At 56.8% G+C, this 14,431-nt stretch carries 14 protein-coding genes; 5 read left to right on the forward strand and 9 right to left on the reverse strand.

The genetic code is table 11. The annotated features are described in order from the left end of the window. Positions 1-17 precede the first annotated feature (17 nt). From AC2FJE_RS05800 to hslO, 5 genes are all read right to left on the reverse strand, one after another. Positions 18-1,850, reverse strand: coding sequence for an ABC transporter ATP-binding protein (locus tag AC2FJE_RS05800; RefSeq protein WP_496755495.1), 1,833 nt, complete (start codon positions 1,848-1,850; stop codon positions 18-20). After that, positions 1,847-3,685, reverse strand: coding sequence for an ABC transporter ATP-binding protein (locus AC2FJE_RS05805; protein WP_496760753.1), 1,839 nt, complete (start codon positions 3,683-3,685; stop codon positions 1,847-1,849). The genes AC2FJE_RS05800 and AC2FJE_RS05805 overlap by 4 nt, the downstream gene beginning before the upstream one ends. Positions 3,686-3,875: 190 nt before the next feature. Then, positions 3,876-5,030, reverse strand: a complete 1,155-nt coding sequence (locus AC2FJE_RS05810; protein ID WP_496755497.1) for a CCA tRNA nucleotidyltransferase — start codon at positions 5,028-5,030, stop codon at positions 3,876-3,878. Then, on the reverse strand, positions 5,027-5,632 hold the full coding sequence (locus tag AC2FJE_RS05815) for a CoA pyrophosphatase (RefSeq protein WP_282170600.1): 606 nt from the start codon (positions 5,630-5,632) through the stop codon (positions 5,027-5,029). The genes AC2FJE_RS05810 and AC2FJE_RS05815 overlap by 4 nt, the downstream gene beginning before the upstream one ends. Then, complete coding sequence (gene hslO / locus AC2FJE_RS05820; RefSeq protein WP_496755498.1) at positions 5,616-6,593, reverse strand: Hsp33 family molecular chaperone HslO; 978 nt, start codon at positions 6,591-6,593, stop codon at positions 5,616-5,618. The genes AC2FJE_RS05815 and hslO overlap by 17 nt, the downstream gene beginning before the upstream one ends. Positions 6,594-6,669: 76 nt before the next feature. Between hslO and AC2FJE_RS05825 the strand changes: the two genes are divergently transcribed. Next, the gene (locus tag AC2FJE_RS05825; protein WP_058275119.1) at positions 6,670-7,113 is read left to right on the forward strand and encodes an NUDIX hydrolase; all 444 of its coding nucleotides are present in this window, start codon (positions 6,670-6,672) and stop codon (positions 7,111-7,113) included. On the opposite strand, the gene AC2FJE_RS05830 is transcribed toward AC2FJE_RS05825, so the two are convergent. Continuing rightward, positions 7,110-8,381 carry a PP2C family protein-serine/threonine phosphatase gene (locus AC2FJE_RS05830; protein ID WP_496755499.1) on the reverse strand — a complete coding sequence of 424 codons (1,272 nt, stop codon included), beginning with the start codon at positions 8,379-8,381 and terminating at the stop codon, positions 7,110-7,112. The two genes, AC2FJE_RS05825 and AC2FJE_RS05830, sit on opposite strands and share 4 nt — an antisense overlap. Before the next feature lie 151 nt (positions 8,382-8,532). Between AC2FJE_RS05830 and AC2FJE_RS05835 the strand changes: the two genes are divergently transcribed. Then, positions 8,533-8,856: an Hpt domain-containing protein gene (locus tag AC2FJE_RS05835; protein WP_058275121.1), complete on the forward strand. Its 324-nt coding sequence runs from the start codon at positions 8,533-8,535 to the stop codon at positions 8,854-8,856. 109 nt (positions 8,857-8,965) lie between these two features. On the opposite strand, the gene ilvA is transcribed toward AC2FJE_RS05835, so the two are convergent. Then, entirely contained in the window at positions 8,966-10,192 is a 1,227-nt protein-coding gene (gene ilvA / locus AC2FJE_RS05840; protein ID WP_496755500.1) for a threonine ammonia-lyase IlvA, read from the reverse strand. 58 nt (positions 10,193-10,250) lie between these two features. Beyond that, positions 10,251-10,955 carry a hypothetical protein gene (locus AC2FJE_RS05845; protein ID WP_496755501.1) on the reverse strand — a complete coding sequence of 235 codons (705 nt, stop codon included), beginning with the start codon at positions 10,953-10,955 and terminating at the stop codon, positions 10,251-10,253. Between the two features lie 177 nt (positions 10,956-11,132). Between AC2FJE_RS05845 and AC2FJE_RS05850 the strand changes: the two genes are divergently transcribed. The 3 genes from AC2FJE_RS05850 (at position 11,133) to msrA (ending at position 13,559) form a co-directional block, all read left to right on the forward strand. After that, positions 11,133-12,359, forward strand: coding sequence for an argininosuccinate synthase (locus AC2FJE_RS05850; protein ID WP_282119786.1), 1,227 nt, complete (start codon positions 11,133-11,135; stop codon positions 12,357-12,359). A gap of 148 nt (positions 12,360-12,507) precedes the next feature. Then, complete coding sequence (locus AC2FJE_RS05855) at positions 12,508-12,789, forward strand: SCP2 sterol-binding domain-containing protein (protein ID WP_496755502.1); 282 nt, start codon at positions 12,508-12,510, stop codon at positions 12,787-12,789. 98 nt (positions 12,790-12,887) lie between these two features. Then, positions 12,888-13,559: a peptide-methionine (S)-S-oxide reductase MsrA gene (gene msrA, locus AC2FJE_RS05860; protein WP_058279255.1), complete on the forward strand. Its 672-nt coding sequence runs from the start codon at positions 12,888-12,890 to the stop codon at positions 13,557-13,559. Here msrA and AC2FJE_RS05865 read toward each other — a convergent pair. Beyond that, complete coding sequence (locus AC2FJE_RS05865; protein WP_496755503.1) at positions 13,556-14,428, reverse strand: ribokinase; 873 nt, start codon at positions 14,426-14,428, stop codon at positions 13,556-13,558. The two genes, msrA and AC2FJE_RS05865, sit on opposite strands and share 4 nt — an antisense overlap. Positions 14,429-14,431: the final 3 nt, after the last annotated feature.

Here is a 14,431-nt window from a genome sequence, read left to right on the forward strand (position 1 = left end):
GGCCGGCAACAAAACCCTTATTCCGCAGCTTCAGCCTGAATGAACCCGCCTGACTGACGATGCCAGAACCGGGCATATAGCCCGCCCTGGTCCAACAACGCGTCATGTGTGCCGGTTTCCACGATACGCCCTTGGTCCAGGACAATAATCCGGTCCATCTCGCTGAGTGTGGACAGACGGTGCGCGATAGCCAGAACCGTCTTGCCTTGCATCACCCGATGCAAAGCCGTCTGGATCGAGGCCTCAACCTCGGAATCCAGTGCCGAGGTTGCCTCATCCAGCACCAATATAGGCGCATCCTTCAAAATGGCGCGCGCCAGAGCAATCCGCTGACGCTGACCACCGCTAAGCTTCACTCCGCGCTCGCCCAGATGTGCGTCATAGCCGATGCGGCCGTGGGCATCCTGAAGGCTGAGGATGAATTCATGCGCCTCGGCCTTTTTGGCCGCCTCAATCATTTCCTCTTCCGAGGCGTCAGGGCGGCCGTAAAGAATATTCTCCCGCGCCGACCGATTGAACATTGCGGTTTCCTGCGTGACCATGCCGATCTGACGGCGCAAGCTGTCCTGCGTTACTCCGGATACGTCCTGACCATCTATCAAGATCGTGCCCTTTTCACCATCGTACAGGCGCAACAGCAGCGAAACCAAGGTTGATTTCCCTGCCCCCGAAGCGCCGACAATGCCCAGTTTCTCGCCGGCGTGCACGGTCATGTTCAGGCCTGATACACCGCCAACATCCCGACCGTAGGCAAAGCTGACATGGTCAAAGGTGATCTGGCCTTCGGGCACGGACAACTCCGCCGCGCCCGTTTGATCCTCAACCCGTTCACGCTTGGCCAGCGTATTCATGCCGTTCTCGATCTCGCCAACATTGGCGTATAGACCCATGAGGGTGAAACTGACCCAGCCAGTCATCTGGGCAATGCGGATCGAAATGGCACCCGCGGCCACAATGTCACCGGCTGTCGCAGACCCCGCTTGCCACAGCCACAGCGTTGCACCTATCAGCAAAACCGGCAGAACCCCGGCCAACAACATCAAGATAAAGCGGAAACTGGCCGACAGGCTTCCGAACGCCAACATCTTTTCTCGCAGATCAACCATGGAATTCCGCGCAGCATGATCTTCGAATTCCGAATGGGCGAACAGTTTAACGGTTTTGATATTGGTGATCGTGTCGACGACTTGCCCGGACACCATCGCGCGAGCGCCTGCCCGCGCCGCTGAGCGTTTACGGATGCGCGGCAGATACCAACGGACAAGCAGGAAATACACAACCAGCCAAGCCGCAAATGGCAACATAACCAACGGATGAATAGACCCTAACAAAAGCAATGAGCCCGCCAGCGAGGCCAAGGCAAACACGATCGCACTGATCGTCTCGGATACCACCGACGCCATCGCGTTGGATGTTTGCATCTGCTTCTGCGCGATCCGCCCGGCAAAATCGTCGTCGAAATATGTGACCGACTGGCCCAACGTCCACCGGTTCAGCTTGGCCAGAACCAACGGCGTGATATTAGGCATGACGATATAGTTGTTGGTCAACGACGAAAGCCCGAACAGGGTTGGCCGCAGTAGCATGAAAAACGCAACGACCCCAAGGATCATCCAGACGTTGTTGGCGGTCAGAAAGTTCTCGGGTCCGCTTGTGGTTGCTGCGTCAATGACCAGGCCCAGCATCCACGCAGTGCCCGCCTCCATCGCACCCGCAGTAGCCGAGAAAAACGCTGCGACGAAGATCATTGGCCATGCGCCAGACAGGCACCAGCGAATGAACGCCCCCAGCGTTTGCGGCGGGGGCGTTTCGATGTTTTTGAACGGGTTTATGAGGTCGGCAATCCTCATTCAGCGGCCTCCGGGTTCAGGAAGCCCCCAGATTGCCGTGCCCAGAACTGGGCGTAAAGCCCACCTTGCGCCAGCAGTTCCGAATGCCCGCCCTGTTCAACGATCCGACCACCATCCATGACCAGAATACGGTCCATCTGCGCGATGGTGCTCAGCCGGTGGGCGATGGCGATCACGGTTTTTCCTTGCATCATACCGTAGAGAGTTTCCTGAATTGACGCTTCGACCTCGGAATCTAGAGCGGATGTCGCCTCGTCCAACAGCAAAATGGGTGCGTCCTTCAGGATCACCCGCGCCAGCGTCACGCGCTGTCGCTGACCGCCGGACAGTTTCACACCCCGCTCGCCCACATGCGCATCATACCCCGTGCGCCCTTCTGGGTCTTGCAGATCAAGGATGAACTCATGCGCCTCAGCCTGTTTGGCGGCGGCGATCATCTGTTCTTCGGTGGCATCGGGGCGACCATAGAGGATGTTGTCACGCACCGACCGATGCAACAGGGCACTGTCTTGCTGAACCATACCGATATGGCTGCGCAAACTGTCCTGCGTGACCCTGGAAATGTCCTGATCGTCAATCAGGATTGCGCCCTGTTCAACGTCGTAAAACCGCAAAAGCAACTTAACTAGGGTCGATTTTCCTGCACCGGACCGCCCGATTAGACCGATCTTTTCGCCCGGATTGAGGGTCAGATTGATGTGATCCAGCCCGCCGGTCTTGCGACCGTAATGGTGTGACAGATCACGGATGTCGATCTGGCCCTTGCTCAGCTGCAAGGATTTGGCATTCGGTACATCCAACAGGTCAACGGGCTGGGCAATGGTCTGCATGCCTTCGGCCACGACACCAAGCTGACGGAAGAAGCTGGTCAGCGCCCACATGATCCATCCAGTCATCGCGTTCAGTCGCAGGGTCAAAGCAGTCGCCGCCGCAACGACACCCACAGATGCACTCCCTTGCATCCACAGGGAAATGGCCCAACCAACAACGCCGACGATCAGCAAACCGTTCAGAGCGACCAGAACCGCATCCATTATGGTGAAAATCCGCATTTCGACCTGAAAGGTACGACGCGTTTCTTCAATGGCTTCGCGGGCATAGTCCAACTCTTGTTCGTTATGGGCGAACATCTTGACCGAATGGATGTTGGTATAGCTGTCCACCACCCGACCCGTCACGGCCGAGCGCGCATCGGACGCAGCCTGCGAAGCCGGACCGACCCTTTTCACCGTCCAGCGCACCAGAATGGCGTAAAGCGCAAACCAGATCAGCAGTGGCAACAGCAACCGTGGATCCGCCGCCATCAACAGAATCGCAGCGCCAATCAGATAGGCAATCGAAAATGAGATGGCGTCAAACACCTGAAACACAGCCTCGCCTGCGGCAGGCGGCGTTTGCATGATCCGGTTGGCAATCCGACCGGCAAAGTCATTTTCGAACCACCCAACGGATTGGCGCAGAACGTGTTTGTGGGCACGCCAGCGGATCAAGGTGCCAAAGTTCGGCAGGATCGTGTTGTTTAACAACAGCACATCCACGACATGCAGTATCGGGCGCAGCAGCAGGACAAACGCCGCGACCAGGATAAATTCGGTGCCGTGGTTCTGCCAGACCTCGGCCGGAGGGCCCGACAGCAGGTCAACCACCCGGCCCATGTAGTAAATCAGGCCAACTTCAACTGCCGCAACAACGACAGAGATTAAACCAGCCCAGAAGAACACCCGCATGAAAGGTTGCGAGTAATCCAGCATGAATGGCCACAACCGCGTCGGCGGCGTGTCGGTTTCCTTGTAGGCAACAAAAGGGTCAACGAGGTTTTCGAAATAGCGAAACATGGAGAGTGCTCCGGTTGAGCAAAAAGTAAGTCATGCGAAGAAAGATGGCGCCAGAACACCACCCCTACGGGTCAAAGTGTTCCAGCCTTAGCTGTCCCAGATCCCGTAATACATTCGCATCCCTCCATTCATGTGACAGGGGCAAATAATCATAAACTCTTTTACTTGTCATCCCCTTTTGAGACTTCCTTTATCCGCCAAGCAGATCTTCGCGGCCCAGTGTGAACCCCGAGGCGATCCATTGCGCCTCAAGATCGGCCAGTTTCTGGCCCAGCGCAGGGCCGGTAAACTCGGGGATCAGATCGGTTGCCTTGATCGGGAAGGTCGCGCCCGCACCAACGTGGAGATCGTGCGTTATCGAGTCTAACCAAGGCTGTTCCAGAAAGGCACACCGCAATAGCGCTTCATGAAGCCCGTCTGCTTCACCGTACCGAAATCCCAATTCGGCAAAGCTAGCCGGGCTGGACGCCTCATCCCGCATTCGGGTCAGGCGCTGCAATTGCGCGCGACTCAGGCGCAGGGTTTTTGCGACTTCTGGCGGCGCAATCGCCGCCAGTCGCCGCACCGGTTCCGGATCAGCGCCTGCCTGCTGTTCCAATGCAATCAACGGGGCCAATGCACGATCATCAGCACCCGGCAATAGTTGCACCAGTACTCCGGCGCTGCGCATTGCGGCAACGGATGGCGCGGGGTCTGGTGCGCCCAGAAGCTTTAAAAGCTCAGCGCCCACGCGTTCGCGGGACAAGCCGGCCAGACCTTCCAAGTTGGACGCAATGGCAGCCAGAGCGTCGGGATCGAACCCTGCCTCGACATCGCCATACCAGGCGTGAAACCGGAAATAGCGCAGCGAACGCAGATAATCCTCGCGAATGCGGTTCGCGGCAGTGCCGATAAATCGGACGCGGCGCGCTTGCAAGTCTGGCAAACCGTTCAGAGGGTCCAAGATTCTCCCGTCGGGCCATGCATATATCGCGTTCATCGTGAAATCGCGACGTGCGGCATCCTCTTCGACCTTGTCCGAAAAGGCGACGACGGCGCGACGGCCATCCGTTTCAACATCACGGCGAAAGGTAGTGATCTCATGCGGGATACCCTGACTAACCACGGTGATTGTGCCGTGATCAATCCCTGTGGGTATAGCCTTAAGCCCTGCTTTCTGCGCCAGCTCGACCACTGTGTCGGGCCGCGCATTTGTGGCGATGTCGATATCCGATACCGGAGCGCCTAACAGCGCGTTGCGCACACATCCACCCACAAACAAGGCTTGGTATCCGGCATCGGTCAGGGCAGCACAAACCCGTTGCGTTGCAGGTTCCGTCACCCAGTCTTCTGAAATTTGCGTCATTCGTTGATCCGTGATGCCAATCCCCGCAGAATTCGGGCTGTTGCGCCCCAGATGTAATAAGGGCCGAATGGTACCGTGAAGTAATACCGCCTTTGTCCGCGCCAGCGGCGCGATTCAACGATATAATTCGCAGGGTTGAGCACATGTGCAAGTGGAACTGAAAACACCTCGGCCACTTCGCCCGGCTCAGGCACGGGTTGGAAAGGTTTCCGCAGGATCGCCACCACAGGTGTGACGGTGAATGAGGTCACTGTTTCATGCGTCGGTAGGTGGCCAAGAATTTCCGGCATTTCCTGCGGCAGTCCGATCTCTTCGCGCGCCTCACGCAATGCAGTGGCAGTCACGTCCGCATCGCCGTTATCCTGCTTACCACCTGGGAACGCTATCTGCCCCGGGTGATGCTTAAGCGCCGAGGATCGCTTGGTCAAAATCAAGCGCGGGGCACCATCTGCTACTGAAATCGGAACCAAAACACCGGCAGGGCGCAGTTTGCGACCCTCAGGTAGGGCAAAATCGGGATTCAGGTCAAAATCACTGGACCCGTTGCCGGGGCGACGCAAGGCCGCCCGCAGCTGATCAGTTGGATCAGGCGTTGTCAGCATCAAATCCGACCGTAGTAGGATCCAGCACGTAATGTGCACCGCAGAACTGACAATCAGCCGTCACGTCGCCTTCGGGCGTGGTCATCTTTTCGATGTCCTTGGCCGAATAGATCGACAGGCTCTGACGAACACGGTCTTCTGAACAGGTACAGCCGAATTGCACTGACTGCGCATCGTATACCCGCGGCTGTTCCTCGTGAAACAGCCGGACCAACAGATCCGTGGGTGCAATCGACGGACCGATCAGTTCCAAATCGTCGACCGTATCCAGCAGGATGTTGACGCGGCCCCAGTTTTCACCTTCTTCACCATCGACAAGGTCATCCGCCGTCAGGATGTTTCCGTCGCCCTCGCTGGATGCCACGAAGGGCGAAGCCTTAGGCATGTGCTGCAGCATGACACCACCGGCGCGCCAATGCTCGCCAACGCCGGGTTCGGTCGATTTGCCAAAGCTCAGCGAAAACCGGGTCGGTAACTGTTCCGACTGGGCGAAATACGCCTCGGCACAGGCACTCAGCGACCCACCGGCCAGGGGGGTGATCCCCTGATACGGCTGGGTCCCCTCACCCTGATCGATCATGATGGCAAAATACCCCTCACCCACTTGATCGAACGGCGCACCATCGGTCAGACGGTCGCGGTCAAAGCTGGCATAGGCGCGAATGCGGGCCGGCTCCCCCTCTTGCTGAGGCGCATAATAGTCGGTCGCAATCATGCGCACCGGACCTTTAGACTGAACCTGCAGGGACAGCTTCCAGCGCAGCGCAACAGTCTGGCCGATCAATGCAGTCAGCAGGGCCATCTCAGCCACCAGAGCCTCGACCTTTTCTGGATAGTCATGCTGGCTCAGGATGCCATCAAGCACACCATCCAGACGGGCCACGCGGCCGCGCATATCCGATACATCAAGTTGAAAGGGCAGGACGGTGTCGTCCCACGCGATTTTTGTTCCAAGAGACATGGGGTTTCCTTACACGCCACAGGTTGGCATACCGCCAGCATATAGGTCGAACTATTCGGGTTTTAAGGGGCCATACATGATCAGACGGTTTGGTGAAACCCCTCAGGCCGGGCGAACATATACACGCCGGGTGGGTGTTTATGCGTTGCTGCCCCGAGGCCGCAGCCTTTTGCTGACCTGTCAGACAGAACCCGGACCCGATCTGCAATTGCCCGGCGGCGGAATTGATCCGGGCGAATCACCCATCACTGCCCTGCACCGAGAAGTGTTCGAGGAAACCGGCTGGTTGATCGCGTCGCCCCGCCGCATCGGCGCTTTTCGTCGGTTCACTTATATGCCCGAATACGATTTGTGGGCCGAAAAGCTGTGCCATATCTATCGCGCGCGTCCCATCCAGCGCATGGGTCCACCGTCTGAGCCGTTCCATGAAGCCATATGGATGGACACCGCCGATGCGGTCCAATTGCTGGGCAATGACGGAGATCGCCACTTTGCCGGGCTGCATGAACAGCGGCTTTAGTGTCCATTGTATTCAAAGAAAACAGCCGAAACATCATCATCCATACCTCGGCCAGGTGCCATCGCTTGCGTCAGCCGCCAGAACATATCGTCCAGGAATTCCGTTCCGATCCGATCCGGCCCGCAATCCAGCGCCATCTGCCGCAAGCCATCCTCGTCCAGCAGGCCACCGTCGGCGAGACTGCATTCTGTGAACCCATCAGAATACAGCAATAGCCTGTCGCCGGGTTGCATGTAGAATTCGGTCCGCTGAAACGTGACGTCCGGCAGCAATCCAATAGGCAACCCGCCCTCGCCCAGAAATTCCGTTCTGCCGTCCTGACATAACAACAGCGGATGAGGGTGCCCGGCCTGCACCATTTTCACATGCCCGTTGCGCAAGTCTACGATGGCATAGACCATCGTGAAGTACTCTTCGATCCCCGTATCCGCCATCAGTCGCGAGTTCAGGGTTTCGGCAACTTCTTCCGGTGGCAGCAGAGCATAAAACTTGTCGAACCTCCGTGCCATCGCCACGTTCTGATCAAAATGATTGCTGGACAGATAGCCTCCCAAGCGTGCAGTCATCATCGCAGACGTGATGCCATGCCCGGACACATCGATACTGTAAAACCCAAGCCTGTTCACACCCGGAGAGAACATCCCCACCAGATCGCCGCCGATATGGCCGCAGGGTTTCAGCAGCATGCTGACCCGGGACTTGCCGAAATCGCGCGTCAGATCGGGTACTAGCGATTCCTGTATCTTGCGTGCCTGGATCAGGTCCTTGTCGATCGCGTCATGGGCGACGCGCAGTTCTTCAAGCGCGGTTTCGATCATCTGATTTTTCTTGGACAATTCACGCTGCATATCCAGAATACGCGCACCAGCTGATATACGCGCTCGCAGCTCATCTGCCTCAAGCGGTTTGATCAGAAAATCATCCGCACCGGCATCGAGACCACGCGCCACCTCTTGCTTTTCGCTTTTGGAGGTCAGAAGGATAAAATAGCTGTATTGCTTGTTGTCCAAGGCGCGGAACGCCTTGCAGAAATCCAGCCCGCTCATCCCCGGCATAACCCAATCGCTGAGGACAAGATCCGGCGCGTCCGCCCCGCACATTTCAATCGCAACGTCGCCGCTATCGGCCTCAAGCACGTCGAAGCCCCATTTTTTGAGCGAGGCGACCAGAATACGGCGCTGCAGGCGGCTGTCATCGACAACTAGCACCTTTTGGATCACACCAAAATCCAGATCTGATCCACTGTCTGCCTGACTGACCCTTGTCACCTTAACCCTCTACCCAGCGGCGCCTATCGGAATGGGAAGACCCTATCGCGCCGCAGTTTAACAATGGGTGAAAGCCGAAATTCATTCCGCTTAACCTGCTCTTTACCGGTTCCGCGGTACCAAATCCCCGGGCAGATAAAGCGAGGATGGCATGATCAACTGGTCCAGGGTCCGGCAACTAAGGGACGAGGTTGGCGCCAATGAGTTTGATGAAGTGGTGCAGATCTTCCTTGACGAGGTGAACGAAGCCCTTACCCGGCTTCGGAACGACACCGCCCGCACAGAGTTTGAACAAAACCTGCATTTCGTAAAAGGTAGCGCGCTGAGCCTTGGATTCGAGGCTGTGGCCAAGCTGTGTCAGGACGGGGAACGACAATCGGCACAAGGGGACAGCAAGGCGGTCGACTTTGCCAATATCCTCAGCATTTTTGAACGCTCAACCGCCGAATTTAAGGCGGGGCTCGGCAGTCTTTAGCGAATGTCAGCGTGGCTTCTTCCTGTTCGCGACGCTACATTTCCCGGCAATTCCAGAAATCGAAATGAGAATTGAACAGGCCGGAGAGACACACAAATTGATCGTGGCTTCAAATCACGAACTGCGCCAGCGTTTCGTCTTCGGTGATGTCGGTATAGGTAAAACCCGCATCATCAAGATGCGCAAACAGGCGCACAAAATTTTCAGGCTTTCGCGTTTCGATACCGATCAGCACAGACCCGAAATTGCGCGCCGACTTTTTCATGTATTCAAAGCGGGCAATATCGTCTTCGGGGCCCAGGATGCCCAGAAACTCTTTTAGTGCACCCGGACGTTGTGGCAGGCGCAGGATGAAGTATTTCTTGACGCCGGAATAACGCTGCGCCCGTTCCTTGACCTCAGGCAAGCGTTCGAAATCAAAGTTGCCGCCTGAGGTGACGCACACCACGGTTTTTCCCCGGATAAAACTCTGCACGTCGCCCACAGCCTCGACCGCCAAGGCCCCCGCTGGTTCCAGAACGATGCCCTCGACGTTCAGCATTTCGATCATGGTGGTACAGATGCGATCTTCGGACAGAACCAAGACGTCGGACAAATGGCGGGATTTCAACAGCTCAAACGGCTTTTCACCGATCCGACCTACTGCCGCGCCGTCGACAAATGTATCTACGTGATCCAGAGCCACCGGATGGCCCGCCGCCAAAGCCGCGCGCAGACAGGCGCCACCCGCCGGCTCCACGAACAGACAATGCGTCCGATCCCCGAACCATGCGGCCACGCCAGACGACATGCCACCACCACCCACTGGCAAGATGACATGATCGGGAACCCGTCCAAGCTGTCCTTCAATCTCAACCGCTAGGGACGCCTGACCTTCGATCACGTCCTCATCATCAAAGGGCGACAGAAAGTACCCACCTTGCCGGGCGCACCAGTCTTGCGCGGCGGCCAGCGTGTCATCGAAATAGTCTCCGGTCAGGTGAATCTCGATGTTGTCGCCGCCGAAAATCCGGGTCTTCTGGATTTTCTGCTGCGGCGTGGTCACAGGCATGAAAATGACACCGCGTACGTTCAGATGTTTGCACATATAGGCAACACCCTGCGCATGATTGCCCGCACTGGCGCAGACGAACAGATCCTGCCCTTGCTGCTTGCGCATGGCATTGAACGCGCCGCGGATCTTATAAGACCGCACCGGGCTGAGATCCTCACGCTTAAGCCAGATATCGGCGCCATAGCGGTCGGACAGATGGGCATTCCGTTGCAACGGCGTTGCCGGAAAAACAGAACGCATCACCTGTTCGGCGGCGCGGGCGCGGGTCATGAAATCGGTCATGAACGTTTCAGTGCCGCATCACCGCCGAAAGGGCAAGGAGTACATATGTGTACGCGAGTCAGGCGAGTTCGCGCTTTTCGACACAAAGACCGTACATGGTTGTCAGAACGCTCAGGCTTACCATTGCGATCATCCAATTTACGATGGCCTGAAGCGCATACCCTAATAGTGCCGAGAAGACCCCTAAGAACCCTACAACAAGACCAATAGCAAAACCAAACGCGCCCAAAATCGGGAAAACGATAAGAATTGCTGTCGCAATAGGCCGCGTAGCACGCCACGAGTCATCAAATCTGATCGGCTTTCCCACAGCGCTTGCGGGAAGAACCAGGCTCAGACGCTGAGTGACCCAAATAGTAAAAATCAGCCCGACACCCAATAGAACGCCGCCAAACAATGACAGCGATCCTGCTATAAAACCGCCGGCGGCGTAAACAACGGCGAACAATAGGGCTACCATACCTAAGAGGATCAACCCTAACAAAAGACCCCACCCGAAATACCCTAAAATGCGTGAAACATTAAAATCCGGGATTGTCTTTTCTGGATACTCTTCCATCAGACAGTAGCGATGCCAAGAAACAGCAACCCATAAGGTGGCAATGTAACTCAGAAGCCCAAGCAGCAAGACACCCTCGAACTGACCCTGTCCTCCGGTGACGTATTCCGACCCTTTTACGATGAAAAGCACAACCCCGAACAGGGAAACCGCTATTAACGGGGACGACACTCGCAACGCAGTACCAAAATCATTAAAAATCATGTTAAGCGCGTGCTTAAAAATTCTCCAACCCAACATCCGAAAACTGCCCTCTCAACCAATCCTTGTTTTATAGACGAACGTTTCACCTCAATTCCGGCGCCGGGTCAACGCAGATAACTTGCCCCCGCTCACAAAACCCGTTAGGGGCCAATCGTCTTATGAATAAGGGGAAGTCAGATGTCCGCGCCCAAGAAAGTTGTTCTGGCCTATTCCGGTGGCCTTGATACTTCGATCATCCTGAAATGGCTGCAGACCGAGTATGGTTGTGAGGTCGTAACCTTCACTGCCGATCTGGGTCAGGGTGAGGAACTTGAGCCAGCGCGCCAAAAGGCCGAGATGCTGGGAATCAAGCCCGAGAATATCTTTATTGAGGATGTCCGCGAGGAATTCGTCCGCGATTTTGTCTTCCCCATGTTCCGCGCCAATGCGCAGTATGAGGGCCTGTATCTGCTGGGCACCTCGATCGCGCGCCCGCTGATTTCGAAACGTCTGGTTGAGATTGCCGAAGCAACCGGTGCCGACGCGGTTGCCCACGGCGCAACCGGCAAGGGCAATGATCAGGTGCGGTTCGAACTCGCGGCTTACGCGCTGAACCCCGACATCAAGGTGATCGCGCCCTGGCGCGAATGGGACCTGACCAGCCGGACCAAGCTGTTGGAATTTGCCGAAGCGAACCAGATCCCGATCGCCAAGGACAAACGCGGCGAGGCACCCTTCTCGGTTGATGCCAACCTGCTGCACACCTCGTCCGAGGGTAAGGTTCTGGAAGACCCTGCCGATATGGCGCCCGACTATGTCTATCAGCGCACGGTTCACCCCGAGGATGCGCCGACCGAGCCTGAATTCATCGAGATTGGTTTCGAAAAAGGCGACGCGGTCAGCATCAATGGCGAAGCGATGAGCCCCGCAACCATTCTGACCAAGCTGAACGAATATGGCGGCAAACACGGCATTGGCCGTCTGGATCTGGTCGAGGGTCGCTTTGTTGGCATGAAATCGCGCGGCATCTATGAAACACCTGGCGGCACCGTCCTGCTGGAAGCGCACCGTGGTATCGAGTCGATCACCATGGACCGTGGCGCGATGCACCTGAAAGACCAGTTGATGCCGCAATATGCGGAAGCAATCTATAACGGCTTCTGGTACTCACCCGAACGCGAAATGCTGCAAGCTGCGATCGACAAGTCGCAGGAACACGTCACCGGCACCGTCCGCGTGAAACTGTACAAAGGTCTGGCATCGACCGTTGGCCGCTGGTCGGATCACTCGCTGTATTCAGAGGAACACGTGACCTTTGAAGACGATGCCGGGGCATATGATCAGAAAGACGCAGCCGGATTTATCCAGTTGAACGCCCTGCGGCTGAAATTGCTGGCCGCGCGCGAAAAGCGTCTGTCCAAGTAAGTCACGCCATTGTTGGATGACGAACCCGGTGTCCAAGAGGGCGCCGGGTTTTTCTTTGTCTTCGCTGACCAGTCAGTTCCAGTAGCGTCACCCTTGCCTGTTTCGTCCCTTTTTCTTTACGCAAGGGTCAACAGGGAAAGGGTAGACCATGCTTCAGGACATCGCTGACGGGATTCAAAAAGGTCTGAAAGACAAGACGTTTGACGGCTCTCTCAAGTTCGATTGCGGTGATGACGGGGTGATCGTGCTGATCGACAATCAAGCGACGACGCAAGATCAGGATACAGACTGCACAATACGAATTTCACAGGAAAACCTGACCAAACTGCTGACCGGCAAGCTGAACCCAATGACCGGCGTGGCATTGGGCAAGCTCAAGATCTCGGGCAATATGGGTGTGGCGATGAAACTGGGACAGTTGCTGGGGTAAGCGCCGATAAACTCGTCTCACCAGCGCGTGACAAACCATGTCAGCGGATTGCAACGGCAGAAAAGTAGGGGCAGCCTGATCTCAGAAGGAGATCTGCCATGACCCGGACCACATACCTCTGTTTCGTTAAACCGTCGCTTCTGTTTGTCCTGATCACACTGGCCGCGATGCTGCGTGCCCTGCCCGCGCCAGCTGCCGGCACTGAAACCCTGACCGTCGCCGGAGGGTGTTTTTGGTGTGTTGAATCCGATTTTGAATCGGTTCCCGGCGTGATTGGCGCCGTATCCGGCTTTACCGGCGGTAAGACAGCCAATCCGACTTATGACCAAGTGACGAAAGGTGGCACCGGACATTACGAGGCTGTTCAGATCACCTTCGACTCTTCGCGGGTTTCCCGTGAAACGCTGCTGAGCATGTTCTTCCGTTCCGTTGATCCAACCGATGCGGGTGGCCAATTCTGTGATCGCGGCAACAGCTATCGCACTGCTGTTTTTGTCTCTAACACAGGCGAAAAGGCGTTGGCGCAGAAAGCCAAAGCCAATGCGCAGCAGGCGCTGGGTCAAACCGTAGTTACCCCCATCTTGAACGCGGGCACCTTTTACCCGGCCGAAGCTTACCATCAGGATTACTATAAGGGCGACAAGCTGGTGCTTACCCGCTTTGGTCCGAAACGCCAGAAAAACGCATACAAAGCCTACCGCAAAGCCTGCGGTCGGGATGCGCGCGTCAAGCAGCTCTGGGGTAGCAACGCACCATTCGCCGGGTCCTAACCGAACCGGGCTTCCAGCACCTCTTTGAGGTCGGGAATAACATCTGCCGTGCCGTGCCGCGTGACCATCAGGGCCGCGGCACGATTTGCTTGTGCAATCGCCTGCGGCATCGGCAACCCGCGGTCCATTCCGGCCAGAACGTAACCGGTGAAGGTATCGCCTGCGCCGGTCGTGTCCACGGCTTTCACCTTGTGTGCCGAAATCTCAAGTGCCTCACCATCCTTGGGTAGGTAGCGCGCGCCTTTAGACCCCAACGTGACCAGTACATGCTTAACAGGTAATTCAGCGATGGATTGGCCCGTACTTTCGCGCAGCTGTTCTGCTTCGACTTCATTCAGGATCAGGAAGTCCAGATAAGGCAGCACCGCCTGCACGGCATCAGCCTGAAACGGCGCGGCGGCATAGCAGACGGTCAGTCCAAGATCACGGCCCATACGCGCGGCTTCGACCTGCGCGTTGGTCTCGTTCTGCATAACCAGCAGATCACCGGGAACAGCCTGCGATAAGGCCTGTCCCAGCTGATCCTGTTCGATGGCGTGGTTCGCGCCGGGATACAGAATGATCTGGTTCTCACCCAGCTCGTCCACCGCAATGATCGCGTGACCTGTAGGTACGTCGACCTCGGTAATGAACCGGGTGTCGACGCCATATTCGGTCATGCGATCCAGGGCCCAGCGCCCGTCCGGCCCAATGCCGCCGATATGCGCCACACGCGATCCGGCACGCGCCGCTGCAACGGACATGTTGGCCCCTTTGCCACCCAGAAACCGCTCCAAGTTCGAAGCGGCCAGGGTTTCACCGGCAGTGGGCAGATGCGGCAGGGCATAGACCATGTCCGCATTGATCGAGCCTAGGTTCCAGATCGTCACGGT

The organism is Ruegeria sp. CDSC002 (assembly GCF_059610905.1).